Annotated in this window: 14 protein-coding genes; 5 read left to right on the forward strand and 9 right to left on the reverse strand. The window is 64.6% G+C overall.

Annotated elements, in window-relative coordinates; genetic code table 11:
- Positions 1-65: 65 nt before the first annotated feature.
- Together SA190iCDA_RS18585 and purL are read right to left on the reverse strand one after the other, a co-directional pair.
- Positions 66-383, reverse strand: coding sequence for a YqfO family protein (locus tag SA190iCDA_RS18585; RefSeq protein WP_070885522.1), 318 nt, complete (start codon positions 381-383; stop codon positions 66-68).
- A 306-nt stretch (positions 384-689) separates the two neighbouring features.
- Positions 690-4586: a phosphoribosylformylglycinamidine synthase gene (gene purL, locus SA190iCDA_RS18590; RefSeq protein WP_070885523.1), complete on the reverse strand. Its 3897-nt coding sequence runs from the start codon at positions 4584-4586 to the stop codon at positions 690-692.
- 189 nt (positions 4587-4775) lie between these two features.
- On the opposite strand from purL, the gene mltF reads away from it, so the two are divergent.
- Complete coding sequence (gene mltF / locus SA190iCDA_RS18595; RefSeq protein WP_070885524.1) at positions 4776-6239, forward strand: membrane-bound lytic murein transglycosylase MltF; 1464 nt, start codon at positions 4776-4778, stop codon at positions 6237-6239.
- A 240-nt stretch (positions 6240-6479) separates the two neighbouring features.
- On the opposite strand, the gene SA190iCDA_RS18600 is transcribed toward mltF, so the two are convergent.
- Positions 6480-7370 carry a LysR family transcriptional regulator gene (locus tag SA190iCDA_RS18600; RefSeq protein ID WP_070885525.1) on the reverse strand — a complete coding sequence of 297 codons (891 nt, stop codon included), beginning with the start codon at positions 7368-7370 and terminating at the stop codon, positions 6480-6482.
- 101 nt (positions 7371-7471) lie between these two features.
- Here SA190iCDA_RS18600 and SA190iCDA_RS18605 point away from each other — a divergent pair, with 101 nt between their 5' ends.
- Positions 7472-8305 (forward strand): SDR family oxidoreductase, encoded by an 834-nt coding sequence (locus SA190iCDA_RS18605; protein WP_070885526.1) that lies wholly within the window; start codon positions 7472-7474, stop codon positions 8303-8305.
- A 1-nt stretch (position 8306) separates the two neighbouring features.
- On the forward strand, positions 8307-8810 hold the full coding sequence (locus SA190iCDA_RS18610) for a lipocalin-like domain-containing protein (protein WP_070885527.1): 504 nt from the start codon (positions 8307-8309) through the stop codon (positions 8808-8810).
- Positions 8811-8821: 11 nt separating this feature from the next.
- Here SA190iCDA_RS18610 and SA190iCDA_RS18615 read toward each other — a convergent pair whose 3' ends face one another.
- The 6 genes from SA190iCDA_RS18615 to SA190iCDA_RS18640 form a co-directional block, all read right to left on the reverse strand.
- Complete coding sequence (locus SA190iCDA_RS18615) at positions 8822-9283, reverse strand: hypothetical protein (protein WP_070885528.1); 462 nt, start codon at positions 9281-9283, stop codon at positions 8822-8824.
- 88 nt (positions 9284-9371) lie between these two features.
- Positions 9372-9848 (reverse strand): tRNA adenosine(34) deaminase TadA, encoded by a 477-nt coding sequence (gene tadA / locus SA190iCDA_RS18620; protein WP_070885529.1) that lies wholly within the window; start codon positions 9846-9848, stop codon positions 9372-9374.
- Between the two features lie 15 nt (positions 9849-9863).
- Positions 9864-11240 (reverse strand): multicopper oxidase family protein, encoded by a 1377-nt coding sequence (locus tag SA190iCDA_RS18625; RefSeq protein ID WP_070885530.1) that lies wholly within the window; start codon positions 11238-11240, stop codon positions 9864-9866.
- A gap of 183 nt (positions 11241-11423) precedes the next feature.
- Entirely contained in the window at positions 11424-12998 is a 1575-nt protein-coding gene (locus SA190iCDA_RS18630; RefSeq protein WP_070885531.1) for an ABC transporter permease, read from the reverse strand.
- Positions 12999-13000: 2 nt separating this feature from the next.
- Positions 13001-14020 (reverse strand): extracellular solute-binding protein, encoded by a 1020-nt coding sequence (locus tag SA190iCDA_RS18635; protein WP_070885532.1) that lies wholly within the window; start codon positions 14018-14020, stop codon positions 13001-13003.
- Between the two features lie 153 nt (positions 14021-14173).
- Positions 14174-15187: a saccharopine dehydrogenase gene (locus SA190iCDA_RS18640; protein WP_070885533.1), complete on the reverse strand. Its 1014-nt coding sequence runs from the start codon at positions 15185-15187 to the stop codon at positions 14174-14176.
- A 154-nt stretch (positions 15188-15341) separates the two neighbouring features.
- Between SA190iCDA_RS18640 and SA190iCDA_RS18645 the strand changes: the two genes are divergently transcribed.
- Together SA190iCDA_RS18645 and SA190iCDA_RS18650 are read left to right on the forward strand one after the other, a co-directional pair.
- Positions 15342-15908, forward strand: coding sequence for a TetR/AcrR family transcriptional regulator (locus SA190iCDA_RS18645; protein ID WP_236100908.1), 567 nt, complete (start codon positions 15342-15344; stop codon positions 15906-15908).
- A 91-nt stretch (positions 15909-15999) separates the two neighbouring features.
- Positions 16000-16371: a PH domain-containing protein gene (locus SA190iCDA_RS18650; RefSeq protein ID WP_070885534.1), complete on the forward strand. Its 372-nt coding sequence runs from the start codon at positions 16000-16002 to the stop codon at positions 16369-16371.
- The last annotated feature ends 67 nt before the right edge of the window (positions 16372-16438 follow it).

The following is a 16438-nucleotide window of genomic DNA, read 5'->3' on the forward strand; positions in this document are numbered from 1 at the left end:
CCTCGCCCACGGATCAGATGGCGGGATTGGTCTATCGATAGCCTGCTGGCAGCCAGCAGGCCGGGTCAGAACTGCAGATCGGACAGGCGCCACACTTCGAAGGCGGGCACTTCATAGGGATGGGCTTTCTTCAGGGCCTTGACGGCGTTGTGGATCAGCTCGTCACCGACCACCAGCTCGACCTTCCACTCGGCAACCGTCGCCAGCTCACCGCTTTTGCCAATGAACGGCGTGCTGCCTTCCAGCGGGCGGAACTGGCCGCGCCCCAGGGTTTGCCAGCAGCAGTGTTCGTAACCCGCAGCGCGTCCGGCGCCCTCCGCGAAAACGGCGGCTTTCACGCTTTCCAGGTGGCTCTCTGGAACGTAGAAACACAGCTTGTACATCAACTACTCCACTGCAAGTCGCTGAAAACAATGTGCTAATCATGCCACAGCATAATGGCACATTGCCTAGCGAGATTCGTGATACAGCCAACACTGCTGAAATATTCAGACTCATCTAGCCGGCCGCCGTTTCGCCGCGCCCTGTGCTGCGCGAGTCGCCGGCCACTCCCTGCAGACTAGCCGCTGCCATGCAAAAACCCAGGCGCTACGTCTCAAAACCGACGACCTGAACCACCTCCGAATTGATACCCCAAATAAAAAACGCCAGGCAATGCCTGGCGCTTTTGGTGCTGCGAGCGGTGTCGATCAGTCGACCCACACCCGCGCATTGCGGAACATGCGCATCCAGCCGCCGTCTTCCTGCCACTCGTCCGGGCGCCAGGAGTTCTGCACGGCGCGGAATACCCGCTCCGGGTGCGGCATCATGATGGTCACGCGGCCGTCGCGGCTGGTCAGACCGGTTATCCCGCGCGGCGAGCCGTTGGGGTTGGCCGGGTAGGCTTCGGTGACCTTGCCGTGGTTGTCGATGAAACGCAGCGCCACGGTGCCGGACAGGTCGGCTTCGAGCAGGGCTTCTTCGCTTTCGAACTCGGCATGACCTTCGCCGTGAGCGATGGCGATCGGCATGCGCGAACCGGCCATGCCACGCAGGAAGATCGACGCCGACTCCTGCACCTGCACCATGGCTACGCGCGCCTCGAACTGCTCGGAGCGGTTACGCACGAAGTGCGGCCAGAACTCGGTGCCCGGGATCAGCTCGCTGAGGTTGGAGAGCATCTGGCAACCGTTGCACACGCCGAGGGTGAAGCTGTCCTTACGCTCGAAGAAGCCCTGGAAGGCATCGCGGGCACGGGCGTTGAACAGGGCCGACTTGGCCCAGCCTTCACCGGCGCCGAGCACGTCGCCGTAGGAGAAGCCGCCGCAGGCAACCAGGCCCTTGAAGTCGTTGAGGTCAACGCGACCGGCGAGGATATCGCTCATATGCACGTCCAGCGCGGCGAAGCCGGCGCGGTCGAAGGCCGCGGCCATTTCCACCTGACCGTTGACTCCCTGCTCACGCAGCACGGCGATCTGTGGGCGCACGCCCTTCTTGATGTACGGCGCAGCGATATTGTCGTTGACGTCGAAGCCCAGCTTGATCGACAGGCCCGGGTTGTCCTCTTCCAGCAGCGTGTCGAATTCCTGATCCGCGCAGTCGGCGTTGTCACGCAGACGCTGAATGCGGTGGCTGGTTTCCGCCCACTGACGCTGCAGCAGACGACGCTGGCCGGTGAACACCGGCTGGTCGTTGAAGCTGATCGTCACGTCGCCGTTGTTGACCGGCTTGCCGATCACCGCCACGCAATCATCCAGGCCAGCGGCGCTGAACTGGGCGAGCACGTCCGGGGTGGCGTCCTGGCGAACCTGAATCACCGCGCCCAGTTCTTCGTTGAACAGGAAGGCGGCGAGTTCTTCACGGCTCTCCACCAGGCCGTCGAGTTGCAGGCTGAGGCCGCAATGACCGGCGAAGGCCATTTCCAGCACGCTGACCAGCAGGCCACCGTCGGAGCGGTCATGGTAAGCCAGCAGGTGACCGTCGGCGTTGAGGCCCTGGATCACCGCGAAGAAGGCCTTGAGGTCTTCGGCATCGTCGACGTCCGGCGCCTGCCTGCCGAGCTTGCTGTACACCTGGGCGAGGATCGAAGCGCCCATGCGGTTCTGGCCACGGCCCAGATCGATGAGGATCAGATCGGTCTCGCCCTTGTCCATGCGCAGCTCGGGGGTCAGGGTCTGGCGCACGTCGGCGACCGGCGCGAAACCGGTGACGATCAGCGACAGCGGCGAGGTGACGCTCTTCTCAGCGCCCTCTTCGCTCCACTTGGTCTTCATCGACATCGAGTCCTTGCCGACCGGAATGGTCAGGCCCAGCTCGGGGCACAGCTGCATGCCGACGGCCTTGACGGTGTCGTACAGGCGGGCGTCTTCACCCGGGTGACCGGCAGCGGACATCCAGTTGGCCGACAGCTTGATGTCGGACAGCTTCTCGATGCGCGAGGCGGCGATGTTGGTAAGGGTTTCACCAATGGCCATACGCCCGGACGCCGGGGCATCGAGCAGCGCCAGGGGGGTACGCTCGCCCATCGCCATGGCTTCACCGGTATACACGTCGAAGCTGGTGGCGGTAACGGCCACGTCGGCCACCGGCACCTGCCACGGGCCGACCATCTGATCACGGGCAACCAGGCCGGTGATGGTGCGGTCGCCGATGGTGATCAGAAAACTCTTGCTGGCCACGGCCGGGTGGCGCAGTACGCGCCCGGCGGCTTCGCCGATATCCAGGGTGCTCGGGTCGAAGTCATCGCCCAGTTCGGCTTCACGGGTGACCGAACGGTGCATGCGCGGCGGCTTGCCGAGCAGCACTTCGAGCGGCATGTCCACCGGGGTGTTGCCGAAGTGGCTGTCGGTCACGGTCAGGTGCGGCTCTTCGGTGGCTTCACCCACCACCGCGAACGGGCAACGCTCGCGCTCGCAGATGGCCTGGAAACGCTCGAAGTCCTCCGCGCTGACAGCCAGCACGTATCGCTCCTGGGACTCGTTGCTCCAGATCTCGTGCGGGGCCATGCCCGGCTCGTCGTTGGGCACGTTGCGCAGCTCGAAGCGGCCACCGCGGCCACCGTCGTTGACCAGTTCCGGGAAGGCGTTGGAGATACCGCCGGCACCGACGTCATGGATGAAAGCGATCGGGTTGGCGTCGCCCAGCTGCCAGCAGCGGTCGATGACCTCCTGGCAGCGGCGTTCCATTTCCGGGTTCTCGCGCTGTACCGAAGCGAAATCCAGGTCCGCCGAGCTGGCACCGGTAGCCACCGACGAAGCAGCGCCGCCGCCCAGGCCGATCAGCATGGCCGGGCCGCCGAGCACGATCAGCTTGGCGCCGACGGTGATCTCGGCCTTCTGCACGTGGTCTTCACGAATGTTGCCCATGCCGCCGGCGAGCATGATCGGCTTGTGGTAGCCGCGCACTTCGTCGCCATGGGGGGTGGCGATCGACTGCTCGAATGTACGGAAGTAACCGGTCAGTGCCGGACGGCCGAATTCGTTGTTGAACGCGGCGCCGCCCAGCGGGCCTTCGATCATGATGTCCAGCGGCGTGACGATCCGCTCGGGCTTGCCATAGGCCTGCTCCCAGGGCTGTTCGAAGCCGGGGATGTTCAGGTTGGAGACGGTGAAGCCGGTCAGGCCGGCCTTGGGCTTGGCACCGCGACCGGTGGCGCCTTCGTCGCGAATCTCGCCGCCGGAACCGGTGGACGCACCGGAGAACGGAGAGATGGCAGTCGGGTGGTTGTGGGTTTCCACCTTCATCAGGATGTGCACCGGCTCCTGCACCGCGCCGTACTGGCGGGTTTGCGGATTGGGGAAGAAGCGCCCGGCGGTGTGACCCTTGATCACCGAGGCGTTGTCCTTGTAGGCGGACAGCACGTTCTCGCTGTGCATCTGGTAGGTGTTCTTGATCATGCCGAACAGCGACTTCTCTTGGGCTTGGCCGTCGATGTCCCAGCTGGCGTTGAAGATCTTGTGGCGGCAATGCTCGGAGTTGGCCTGGGCGAACATCATCAGTTCGATGTCGTGGGGGTTGCGCGCAAGATTCCGGAAGGCGTTGACCAGGTAATCGATTTCGTCTTCGGCCAGGGCCAGGCCCAGCTCGACGTTGGCCTTTTCCAGCGCGGCGCGACCGCCACCGAGGATGTCCACGGCGGTCAGCGGCTTGGGCTCGGCATGGCTGAACAGCTTGGCGGCGTCCTGCAGGTTGCTCAGCACCAGCTGGGTCATGCGGTCATGCAGCAGCGCGGCGACTTGCTGCACGTCAGCGTCGCTCAGCTCACCGGCTACGTAGTAGGCAATGCCCCGCTCCAGGCGGCGAATCTTTTCCAGACCGCAGTTGCGGGCGATGTCGCTGGCCTTGCTCGACCACGGCGAGATGGTGCCGAAGCGCGGGATGGTCAGCAGCAGGCGACCGCTGGGTTCCTGCACCGGCACGCTCGGGCCGTACTTGAGCAGACGGGCCAGTACCTGCTCTTCGTCGGCACTCAGCGCACCGTCGACATCGGCAAAGTGGGCGAACTCGGCGTACAGGCCGGTCACAGCAGGCACTTTACTGGTCAGTTGCTCGAGCAATTTACCGTGGCGAAAAGCGGAAAGGGCGGGAGCGCCGCGCAGGATCAGCATCAGGGGACAGCCTCTGGGAAGGGGGTGTGCTTTGAGGGCGCATATTCTAGCCTAAAGCGACGAGCGCGGCACGCCCGCTCATGCCCTGGCGCGCCAGCCAGCGCCCCTCTGCAAAAGCGCTTTCGCCTAGCAGAGCGCAGCCGCGCTGTCCAGATATGGCACGGCACGACGTTGGCGTATACTGCGCCGATGCCCTCTCCTTACCTGATTGGCAAGCGCTACGCCGGCTGGCTGTCGGCGATCGGATTACTCCTGATGCTCAGCGGCTGCGCGGAACCTCCGAGCAGCCTGGAGCGGATCAAGGAGGAAGGCGTGCTGCGCGTGATAACCCGCAACAGCCCGGCCACCTACTTTCAGGATCGCAACGGCGAAACCGGTTTCGAATACGAGCTGGTCAAGCGCTTCGCCGACGACCTGGACGTGAAACTGGAAATCCAGACCGCCGACAACCTCGACGATCTCTTCGACCGCCTCGGCAAGCCGGGTGGCCCGGTGCTGGCCGCCGCCGGCCTGGTGGAAAGCGAAGGCCGCCAGCAGAGCGCACGCTTCTCCGTTCCCTACCTGGAAGTCACCCCGCAGATCGTTTACCGCAACGGCCAGCGCCGCCCAAGCCGCCCGGCGGATCTGATCGGCAAGCGCATCCTGGTGCTCAAGGGCAGCAGCCATGCCGAGCAACTCGCCGCGCTGAAGATCGAGGAGCCGGAGCTGCAGTATGAAGAGTCGGCCGACGTCGAGGTGGTCGACCTGCTGCGCATGGTCGACGAAGGCGAGATCGACCTGACCCTGGTGGACTCCAACGAACTGGCCATGAACCAGGTGTACTTCCCCAACGTGCGGGTCGGCTTCGACCTCGGCGACTCACGCAATCTCGGTTGGGCCGTGGCGCCGGGCGAGGACACCAGCCTGCTTGAGCAGGTCGATGGCTTCCTGCGCCGCTCCCAGGACAACGGCAGCCTGCAGCGCCTCAAGGAGCGCTATTACGGCCATGTCGACGTGCTGGGTTACGTGGGCGCCTACACCTTTGCCCAGCATTTGCAGCAGCGCCTGCCCCGTTACGAGAAGCACTTTCGCAAGGCCGCTCAGGAACACGGCCTGGACTGGCGCATGCTCGCCGCGGTGGGCTACCAGGAGTCGCTGTGGCAACCCGGCGCCACCTCCAAGACCGGCGTGCGCGGCCTGATGATGCTGACCCTGCGCACCGCCCAGGCGATGGGGGTGTCCGACCGTCTCAACCCGCAGCAGAGCATTCAGGGCGGCGCCAAGTACCTGGTGCACGTCAAGGAGCAGCTGCCGGACAGCATTCAGGAGCCGGATCGCACCTGGTTCGCCCTCGCCTCCTACAACATCGGCGGCGGTCACCTGGAAGACGCGCGCAAGCTCACCGAAGCCGAGGGCCTGGACCCCAACAAATGGCTCGACGTGCAAAAGATCCTGCCGCGCCTGTCGCAGAAACAGTGGTACAGCAAGACCCGTTACGGCTATGCCCGTGGAGGCGAGCCGGTGCACTTCGTGCGCAACATCCGCCGCTACTACGACATCCTCACCTGGGTGACCCAGCCGCAGCTGGAAGGCAGCCAGGTCGCCGAAAGCGGCCTGCACGTACCGGGGGTCTCCAAGGATCACCCCGAGCAGCAGGAAAAGGCGCCGCTCTGAGAACCTGTTCAAAGTCTTGTATGCGCATGAAGCGGCAACTACAAGGCAGAAGCGGACATTGAGCTTCAAGCCTCAAGCGTCAAGCTGCAAGAAGAAGCTAGAGCACTGCGGACTGCTTTTAACTTGTAGCTTGGGGCTTGCAGCTTGCGGCCGCTTCCGCCACTTAGCTGCCAAATCTACGAGCCTGGGCTGAAAGATTATGAGCAGGTTCTAAGAGCCCGCGCTTTCACCCTGCCGCCGCTAGCGAACGCTCTTCATCACCTCGATAAACGCCCGCAGCGCCGCCGATACATGCCGGTGGCTCGGGTAATAGAGGCGCAACCCGCCCACCAGCGGCGCCCAGTCCTCCAGCACGGCGACCAGCCTGCCTTCGGCCAGCCAGCGCTGTGCCGCCATATCCGGCACATAGGCGATTCCCATCCCGGCGACGGCCGCCTCGATCATCAGCTGCGTATGGTTGAGGGTCATCGCCCCTGGCACATCGACCGTGACCTGCTGGCCGCGCTGCTCGAACTCCCAGCGGTACAGCTTGCCGCTGGGCAGGCGCTGACGGATGCAGCGATGGGCGCGTAGGTCCTCCGGCGTGACGGGGCGCCCGGCACTGGCCAGGTACTCGGGCGACGCCACGGCAAGAAAGCGGAAATCCTCGCTGAGGGCGACCGCGATCATGTCCTGGGGCACCGCCTCGGCCAGCCGAATGCCGGCATCGAAGCCTTCGCGCACCACATCCACCAGGTGACCGTCGCTGACCAGATCCAGGGAAACCTGCGGGTAGCGCTGCAGAAAGGCCGGCACCACGTGCTTGAGCAACACACGCATGGCCTCCTCGCCACCGTTGATGCGCAAGGTGCCGGTGGGATGGCCGCCCTCCTCGGTCAGCGCATCGATGGCGTGGTCCAGCCCCGCCAACACCGGCGCCAGGCGCTGCAGGAAGTGCTCGCCGGCCTCGGTCGGCGCCACGCTGCGGGTGGTGCGGTGTAGCAGCCGCACGCCCAGCCGGCGCTCCAGCGCGGCGATGGCATGGCTCAGCGCCGACCGCGAAATCCCTAGCTCATCGGCTGCCTTGCGAAAGCTGCGGTGCTGCGCCACCGCCATCAGGGCGGTGAGATCGGTCAGCGTGGGCCTATTCATTGTTCGCCCCCATTCACCAGCTCATGCGGATTAAAGCCGATTATCGCAACAAAAAACCGGGTTTAGAGTGAACGCTTCACGAAATGATCAAGGAGCACAGCATGAACAAGACCTGGCTTATCACCGGCGCCTCGTCCGGGCTCGGCAAGATCATGACCACCCAGCTGCTCGAACGCGGCGATCGGGTGATCGCTACCGCGCGCCGTCAGGAGGCCCTGCAGGACCTGGCGAGCGCCTATGGCGAGCAGCTGCAGGTGCTCGCCCTGGATCTCACCGATACCGCGCAGATTCGCCGTGGGATCGACCACGCCTTCGAGCGCTTCGGCCGCATCGACGTGATCGTCAGCAACGCCGGCTATGGCCTGTTCGGCCCGGCCGAGCAGGTAAGCGACGAGCAGATCGACCGGCTGCTGGCCACCAACCTCACCGGCTCGATCCAGCTGATCCGCCGCAGCCTGGCCCATCTGCGCGCCCAGGGCGGCGGGCGTATTGTGCAGGTGTCGTCCGAGGGCGGGCAGATAGCCTACCCCGGCTTCAGCCTCTACCACGCCAGCAAATGGGGGATCGAAGGCTTCGTCGAAGCCGTGGCCCAGGAAGTCGCGCCCTTCGGGATCGAGTTCATCCTCGCCGAGCCCGGCCCGACTCGCACCAACTTCGCCGCGGCGCTCGATCTGGTTGCGCCCTCGGGGGCCTATCGCGACACACCAGCCGGCCAGGTTCACGGGATGATCGCCAGCGGCGAATTCGAGATCCGCGGCGATGCCGTCAACACGGTCGCGGCAATCATCCAGGCGGCCGATGCGGCCAACCCGCCCCTGCGCCTGCCCTTGGGCAGCACCGCTTATGAGAACATCCACCGCGCCCTGAACCAGCGCCTCGCGATCCTCGAAGCCCAGCGCGATGTGGCCTTCTCGGCTGACAGTCGGGAGGCCTGATATGTACCCGCATTCCTTGATCCGCCTGGCCGCTGCGGCGGCGTTGCTGCTGGCTGCCATGGGCAGCCACGCCGAGCCGAAACCGAACCAGGTTGCCGGCACCTGGAACCTGATCGCCGCCACGGTCGAAAGCGACGGCGTGATCAGCCACCCCTACGGCCCCGAACCGCGGGGCCGGCTGGTGTTCACGCCGGATCTGCACTTCGTGGAATTTCTGCACGATCCGCGCATTCCGCGCTTCCAGTCCAACCAGCGGGGCGGCGGCAGCGACGCGGAAAACCGTGCGGTGATGGCCGGCAGTCTGGCGCTGTACGGGCGCTACACCGTCGATGAGCAAGGCAACTTCAGGGGCAACACCGTGGAAGGCTCGTCGTTCCCGAACTGGACCGGCGACGTGCGCACCACCCGGGAACTGCGCATGGAGGTCCAGGGCGAGCGCATGATCGAAAGCTTCCAGCGTCCTGGAGGCGCCAAGGTCAGGCTGGTGTTCGAGCGCGCTCGATAGGCGAGAACGCCTCAGCGCGTGACGGTCTGATTGCCCATGGCGCAGAAACTCTGCGCCTGCTTCTTCGCCGGCAAGGCACGCAACCGTGTCGAGCATTGCGCCAGACTCGGCGGGCGGCTGATGCTCAGCACCGCGTCATTATCGATGCTGATCAGGTACGGCTGGTTGTAGCGCACCTTGTCGTACCAGGCGCTGATCTGCAGGTCGCTGTAGACACAGCGGTAGCGCATATGGCCGGTGAAGCCCTTGAATTTGTCGCGCTGGAAGATGTGGTGATACTGCATCCAGTCGCGCTCGCGCTGGCCCTTGCGCACGGCATCCAGACAGCCCTGCAACTCGGTGATCTGCGGCTCATGCAGAAAGATGCTCTGGGCCAGATTGGAACCGTCCAGCTGCGCAGTGGCCACCAGATACACCTGCCGCTCCGCCGCCTGGGTAGACGCGCCCAGCAATGCCGCTACTACTGCCAACATTCTTGCTTTGATCAACCTCAATGCTCCTCGAGTGTTGTCACGGGCCTGTGGGAATCCCCGGCCCTATGGCCTAGTTCCTTTAAACCGACTAACCCCGCCGCGCCTTGAAAAACGCCTTCAACACCTCACCACACTCTTCAGCCAGCACCCCACCTTCTACCAGCACCCGATGGTTGAGAAAGCCCTGGTCGAAGAACTGGCCGCGGCTTACCGCCATGCCCGCGCGGGGTTCGCTGGCGCCGAATACCACGCGCTGCACACGCGAGTGGACGATAAGCCCCGCGCACATGGCGCAGGGTTCCAGGGTCACGTACAGGGTGCTGCCGGGCAGGCGGTAGTTGGCGATGGCCTGGGCTGCGGCGCGGATGGCGACCATTTCGGCATGGGCGCTGGGATCCGAGGTGGAGATGGGGCAGTTGAAGCCGCGGCCGATTACCTCGCCGTCCTGCACCAGCACGGCGCCCACCGGCACTTCGCCACGGGCAGCGCCCTCGGCAGCCAACGCCAGCGCCTCGCGCATAAAGCGCTGGTCCTGGCTGCGGTCGATGATCAAGGGGGCTTTCAAATCCGGGCTCTCAAATCAGGCGATCTCGATGGCGGCCATCAGGCCGGTTTCCATATGGTCGATGACGTGGCAATGGAACATCCACACCCCGGGGTTATCGGCCACGAAGGCGATGCGCGCGGTCTCGTTCTTGCCGAGCAGGAAGGTGTCGGTGTAGTACGGCTCGATCTTGCGGCGGTTGGAATCCAGCACCTTGAAGATCAACCCATGCAGGTGGATCGGGTGCTGGTACTGGGCCATGTTGCGCAGCACGAAGATGTAGTGGCCGTCCTTTTTCAGCTTGGCGATGGGCCGGTCGGCGCAGGTCTTGTCGTTGATGTCCCAGGCCTGGCCGTTGATCTGCCAGTACTTGTAGCGGCCGGCCGCCTCATCGGCAGGCGACGCCAGGGAGGCCGCCCATTCGAAGTTGAAGCGCAGGGTCTCGGCCTGCGCCAGGTCCGGCTCGACCACCGGGTTCGGCGGCAGCGCCGGCGGCCACTCGGCGGAAGGCTCGCTGCTGGCGACGGACTTAATGGTGGCCAGGCGCAGCGGCCCGTTGCGCAGCGACAGCGCTTCGCTGCCAACCGCCGGCACCTTGAGCGCCAGGTCGATACGCATGCCCGGGCCCAGCCAGTACTCCTTGCCCAGCGGGCGCGGCTCGATCGGATTGCCGTCCAGGGCGTAGATTCGCGCATCGCCCTTGGGCAGGTTGAGCCGGTAGGTGATGGTGCTGTCGACGTTGATCAGGCGCAGGCGCACCACTTGCCCAGCCGGCAATTCCAGGCTCGGCAATGACACGCCGTTGATGGTCGACAGGCGCCCACGGGTGCCTTCCCGGGCAGCCTCGCGGGGCACGCTGAACTGGGTGAAGGCGCCCTCCTCGTCCACATGCCAGCTCTTCAGGCACAGGGTGCGCTCATGGCGGAAACCGGTCGGCTCGCGCTCGTCGATGATCAGCGGGCCGACCAGCCCGCGGCCCAGCTGTTTCGCGCTGGACTCGTGGGGGTGGTACCAGTAGCTGCCGGCATCCGGGGTGACGAAGCGGTAATCGAAGAATTCCCCCGGCAATACCGGCGCCTGGGACACATAGGGCACGCCGTCCATTTCCAGTGGCAGGCGGATGCCATGCCAGTGGATGGTGGTGGGCTCGGGCAGGTGGTTGATGAAACGCACCCGCAACTCGTCGCCCTGGCGGCAACGCAGCTCCACACCCGGTGCCTGACCGCCAAAGGTCCAGGCGGGCGTGACATGGCCGGGCACCAGTTCGATATCGTGGGGCGCAGCGATCAGCTCGTAGTCGTGGGTCTTGCGGTCGAACGTCCGCCCTAGCCAATAGCGCGCGCCGCCAGCGCCGAGACCGACCACGCCAAGGCCGACCAGACCGCCCAACACCTGTCTACGGGTGAAACTCATGAAACCTGCTCCTGAAGCGGGACTGCGGTGACGCTAATCAGGTTTGTTCGATACGCCTCTGCGGGCGCTAGCAGACGGTTAAAAAAACTACCTACGTTGCCGGCCTGCTGAAAGCTGCGCACGATACACCTTGAACGCCGGGGCGTTAAGCCGCGACGCCATGACATCGCTTCCTGCCCGCGCTCAAGAGCGCCGATAAGCCCGTGTGGTCAGCAGATACACCGGCAGCCCCGACACCAACACGATCAGCGCGGCATAGGGCGCGGCGCCTGCGTACTCAAGGTTGCCGGTGTGCGACCAGACCTTGGTTGCCAGGGTTTCCAGGCCGGTCGGGCCGAGAATCAGGGTAGCGGTCAGCTCTTTCATGCAGTCGAGAAATACCAGCACGAAGCCGGCACCGATAGCCGGCGAGATGATTGGCAGGGTCACTCGCAGAAAGGTGGCAATCGGCGTATGCCCCAGGGTGCGCGCAGCCTCTTCCAGTTGCGGCGAGGCTTTTTCCAACGCCACGCGGATCGGCCCCTGGGCCATGGGCATGAACAGCAACGCATAGGCCACCAGCAGCAGGATGCTGGTCTGGTACAGCGCAGGCACATAGCCAAGGGCGAAGAACACCAGCGACAGGGCGATCACCAGGCCCGGCAAGGCGTGCAGCAGATACGGCAGACGATCGGCCAGGGTGGCCATGCGCCCGTAGTAACGCACCACCACCAGGCATACCGGCAACGCCAGCAGGCAACTGAACAAGGCGCCGCCAAAGGAATAGGTCAGGGACGACCACAGCGTCTGGGCGATCTCCGCCACCGGGAAGCTCGCCGAGCTGCCTTCGACGATCCAGAAGCCCAGCATCACCAGCGGCACGCCGCAGCCGATGGCCACCAGGGCCAGCAGCAGCAACTGAGCGGGCACGCTCCAACGCCCCAGACGCACCCGCGCCGCGCTGCGTGCCACACCCTGGCCGGTGCGCGCGAAACCACGCCCGCGCAACCGGAATTCGCCCCACAACAGCAGCATGCACAGCCCCAGCAGCAAGGCGGACAGCATGGCCGCGTTGCTGCCACTGAATTCCAGCTCGAACTGCTGATAGATGGCAGTGGTGAAGGTCTGGTAACGCATGATCGACGGCGCGCCGAACTCGACCAGCATATGCACCGCCACCAGCAAACTGGTGGCCATCAGCACCGGGCGCAGCAGCGGCAGCGTGACCCGCCAGAACACCTCACGGCGACTGCAGCCGAGCATGCGTGCCGACTCTTCCAGGGCCGGGTCGAGGTTGCGCAGCACCGCCACCACCGGCAGGTAGATCAGCGGGTATTTGGACAGGATCATCACCAGCACCGTGCCGCCCAGGCCTTCGAACAGCGGGCTGATCGACACCCAGGTAAAGCCGCTGACGAACGAGGGAATGGCGAACGGCAAGCACAGCAGCACGTTCCACTGGCGGCGCCAGCGCAGGTCGCTACGCTCCACCAGCCAGGCCAGCGCCAGGCCGAGCAGCGCACAGCCCAGGGTCACCAGCACCATCAGCTTCAGGGTGTTGGCCAACAGGCCGAACACGAATGGCCGCCACAGCAGCGCAAAGGCTTCGTGGGGGCCGACCTGGGCCGCGCGCACCACCACGAAGAACAGCGGCAGCGCGGCGAGCAGCAACAGCGCCAGCACCGGCAACTGCAGCCAGATCGGCGGCGCCTTGCGGCGACGGCTGCTGAGGGCCGGCGCCGGCAGCGGCAGTTCGGGGGTGACCGCCTGGGGTTGCATGGTCAGTTCATACCCACTTCGCGTTGCAGCTCCAAGGCATCCTCGGCCAGGCCGATCTGCGCGGCGGTGATGGCCGGCGGCTTGAGCTGGTCATAGGGTTTGAGCAGCGGGTCGGCCGCCACCTTGGGGTTGACCGGGTATTCGGCGGACTGGGTGAGCACGGCCTTCTGGCCCTCCTCGCTGATCATGAAGGCGAGAAACTGCTGCGCCTCCTTCGGGTGTTTGCTGGCCTTGACCACGGCAGCGCCGGAGACGCTCGACAGGCCACCGGCGTCGCCATCGGCGAAGTAATGCAGCCTGGACTTCAGCTCGCCCTTCTCTTTCTTCAGCGCCGTCCAGTAATAACTGTTGACCAGTGCCGCCCCGACCTCGCCGTTCTCCACCGCCTTCATGGCGATCACGTTGTTGGTGTAGGTAGAGCCGAAAGCCTTGAGCCCGGTCAGCCATTCCTCGGCGGCTTCGCGGCCGTTGAGACGAATGACGGCTGCGGTCTGACCGAGGAACTCGCCACTGCTGGGCACAAAGGCGATTTTGCCGGCCCACTCGGGATCGGCCACTTCCAGTACGCTTTTCGGCAGCTCGGCCTCGCTGACCAGATCCGGGTTGTAGGCCAGCACGCGCACGCGCGAGGTGATGCCGATCCAGTTGCCGTTGTCATCGGAGAACCTGGCATCGATCTGCTTGAGGGTGCTGTCGTCGACCTTGGCCAACAGGCCCTGGCTGCCGAGCTTGATCAGCGGCGGCGCCTCTTCGGTGTAGACGATGTCGGCCGGCGAGCGATCGCCCTCCTCGGCGATCTGGTTGGCCAACTGGCCGCCACCGCCCTTGCGGATCAGCACCTTGATGCCGGTCTTCTTCTCGAAGGCAGCCGCCACGGCCTTGCCGGTGGCTTCATGCTGGCCGTTGTAGAGGGTCAGGGTCACCGGATCCTCGGCATGGGCCAGGCTGCTCAGCAGCAGGCCGCAGGACAGAACGCTGGCGGCGATCACGCGCGCCAATCCGGTTACTCGATGTGCCGACATAAGCCTGTTCCCCTGGAAACAAATAGTTACCAGAGGATTATACGGGCCAACTGCGTCTGATTCTCAGGAAAATCCACCTGGAGATTCAGCGGTGATGAAACGCAAAAGCGCGAGCGGCCTGCACCGCTCGCGCCCCGCACCGCCGTTTCCGAGTCAATCGTCGGTCGGCTGCAGTTCGCGCAGCTCGCCGCCCTCCTGCTCCAGGCGCTGCAGAAAGCGCGAGCGATCCAGCAACTGGTAGGGGAAGTACAGGCCAGGTTCCGTCGCCGCGCTTCCGTCCAGGCCCAACAACCGTTCGATGAGCATTGCCACGCTCAGGGCCGTCAGCAACGCGGCGCCCTTGGGATGCACCACGGCATGTCGGGTGCGCAGCGGCTTGCCGTGCGAGTCCTCACCCGACAGTTCGATAAGGATCTCCGTCGACATCGCCCCGCCCTGACGGCGCGTCGAGCTGACGCCGATGGCCATGTTGAATTGCACGTTCGGCGCATCCGTGGCCGCCGCGAGACCGACGACATCGATGGACGAAAAGCCGTTGGCTCCGATCGGCGTGCCGTCCACGGCGCGGAAGCGGGCCTTCGCCTCCTCGCCTTCGCGCCAGAGGTAGCGGTTGCCACGCCGTGTCAGCGCAGCCGGGAGCATCCTGTTCAGATGCTCGAAATCGGTGGCAACGGTCGGCCCGCCGGTATCCTGCTCATCGACCAGGGCGTTGATGCGGATCTCGTCGACCCGCCGAAACGCCTCGGCAATGCGCAGCGTCGCCACCGTGGTGGCGCCCACCATCCATTCGTAGCCAAGCACGATGGGCGCGGCGTCAGGTTTGTGCATGTAGGTGGCGATTTCCGGGGCGATCTCGAACACCCCGGAGGAAATGCTCAGGTGCGGCACGCCGCGTTTCTGAGCGAAGCGCAGGCCAGCCAGGTCATGGTCCATATAGAAGACCACCACCGCACTCACCGGTTGCTCGCCGAGGCCGAGGTCATCGGCAGCGGGATCTATCACCACCGCCCGCGCATTGCCGATTCGCTCGGCGGCTTGCCGGGCCTTGGCCAGATCGCGGCCACCGATCAACAAGCCAAGGTCGGGATGCTGGGCACGCAGCGCCGCAGCCGTGTGGCTACCGATGGCTCCAGAGCCACCCATCAACAGAACAGGATCAATAGACATGCTGTACGTCCTCCGGTTACTGGCTTAACCTACCTTTAGTAGGAACCTGTAAACGAGCCTAGCCCCTTTAACCTACCTTTGGTAGGTTTCTGTTCTGGAACCCGACGACGTGCAAAAAAACCATCACTCTGCCACTACCCCATCGACAGGTCGGTTGTCGAAAGCCGAACGTCGACGTCAGCTGCTGGAAACCGCGCGGCAGGTGGTGCGCCAGGAAGGTGCCGACCGCCTGACCCTCGGCCATCTGGCCACGTGCGCCGGCGTGTCCAAGCCGGTGGTCTACGACCACTTCGGCACCCGTTCCGGCTTGTTGATCGAGCTGTACCGGTGGATCGACATCGAACGGATCAATGCCTTTCGCGAACTGATGGCGGGCACCACCCGCAGCCTGGAGGACACCGCACAGCTGTTGTCCAGCGCCTATATCGACTGCGCATCCAATAACACCGACGAGTTCTACGCCGTAGGTGCCGCCCTGGCGGGCAGCGATGAGAAAGCTGCGGTGTTCCAGGAGCTGCTCGCCAACTGCGTGCAGATGTTCGTCAGCGTGCTCGAGCCCCACGCCAACCTGCCGGCAGCCGAGCTGGAGCGGCGCTGCGCCGGTCTGGTCGGCGCGGGGGAAGCCCTGGCAGGCGCGCTGGTGCGCGGCCGGTATGCCAAGGCGGAGGTGATCGCCACCTTTACCTCGCTGATTCAGGGCGCGTTACAGCAGCCTGCCTGAGCCGCCTTGTGCGGGTGAGTCGCTTGCCAAAACGCATCGCGGCAGTCTTCAAATACAGAACAATTCAAACCCTACAAAAAGAGACCGGTAGATGATCGACTTCAACAACAAGGGCTTTTTCAAACTCAAGCAGAACGACGAATACGCCCAGCGCGTCAGCGACCTGCTGCTTGAAAACGAACAGGTCATCGACGCCTACAAATCCATGCGCGACGGCGTGGTGTTCACAGACAAGCGCATCATCGCGGTCAACGTGCAGGGCCTTACCGGCAGCAAGAAGGATTTCACCTCCCTGCCCTACAAGAACATCGTCGCCTACTCGATCGAAACCTCCGGCACCTTCGACCTGGACTCGGAGCTGGAAATCTATTTCTCCTCACTCGGCAAGGTGAAATTCGAGTTCACCGGCAAGACGGCGATGGTGGAAATTTCCAAGCTGATTTCGGCCCATGTTTTCGGCTGACGCCAGCGAGCGGCAAGGGGTCTATGCCAATAAAAAGGCGCGATTAACGATTCGCGCCTTTTTCATA

The organism is Pseudomonas argentinensis, from assembly GCF_001839655.2.
Classification (GTDB): Bacteria; Pseudomonadota; Gammaproteobacteria; order Pseudomonadales; family Pseudomonadaceae; genus Aquipseudomonas; species Aquipseudomonas argentinensis_B.

What these genes read in the sequence shown, in the direction of transcription:
- SA190iCDA_RS18585 (WP_070885522.1), bottom strand. Translation starts at nt 383, where the DNA reads ATGTACAAGCTGTGTTTCTACGTTCCAGAGAGCCACCTGGAAAGCGTG.
- purL (WP_070885523.1), bottom strand. Translation starts at nt 4,586, where the DNA reads ATGCTGATCCTGCGCGGCGCTCCCGCCCTTTCCGCTTTTCGCCACGGT.
- mltF (WP_070885524.1), top strand. Translation starts at nt 4,776, where the DNA reads ATGCCCTCTCCTTACCTGATTGGCAAGCGCTACGCCGGCTGGCTGTCG.
- SA190iCDA_RS18600 (WP_070885525.1), bottom strand. Translation starts at nt 7,370, where the DNA reads ATGAATAGGCCCACGCTGACCGATCTCACCGCCCTGATGGCGGTGGCG.
- SA190iCDA_RS18605 (WP_070885526.1), top strand. Translation starts at nt 7,472, where the DNA reads ATGAACAAGACCTGGCTTATCACCGGCGCCTCGTCCGGGCTCGGCAAG.
- SA190iCDA_RS18610 (WP_070885527.1), top strand. Translation starts at nt 8,307, where the DNA reads ATGTACCCGCATTCCTTGATCCGCCTGGCCGCTGCGGCGGCGTTGCTG.
- SA190iCDA_RS18615 (WP_070885528.1), bottom strand. Translation starts at nt 9,283, where the DNA reads ATGTTGGCAGTAGTAGCGGCATTGCTGGGCGCGTCTACCCAGGCGGCG.
- SA190iCDA_RS18625 (WP_070885530.1), bottom strand. Translation starts at nt 11,240, where the DNA reads ATGAGTTTCACCCGTAGACAGGTGTTGGGCGGTCTGGTCGGCCTTGGC.
- SA190iCDA_RS18630 (WP_070885531.1), bottom strand. Translation starts at nt 12,998, where the DNA reads ATGCAACCCCAGGCGGTCACCCCCGAACTGCCGCTGCCGGCGCCGGCC.
- SA190iCDA_RS18635 (WP_070885532.1), bottom strand. Translation starts at nt 14,020, where the DNA reads ATGTCGGCACATCGAGTAACCGGATTGGCGCGCGTGATCGCCGCCAGC.
- SA190iCDA_RS18640 (WP_070885533.1), bottom strand. Translation starts at nt 15,187, where the DNA reads ATGTCTATTGATCCTGTTCTGTTGATGGGTGGCTCTGGAGCCATCGGT.
- SA190iCDA_RS18650 (WP_070885534.1), top strand. Translation starts at nt 16,000, where the DNA reads ATGATCGACTTCAACAACAAGGGCTTTTTCAAACTCAAGCAGAACGAC.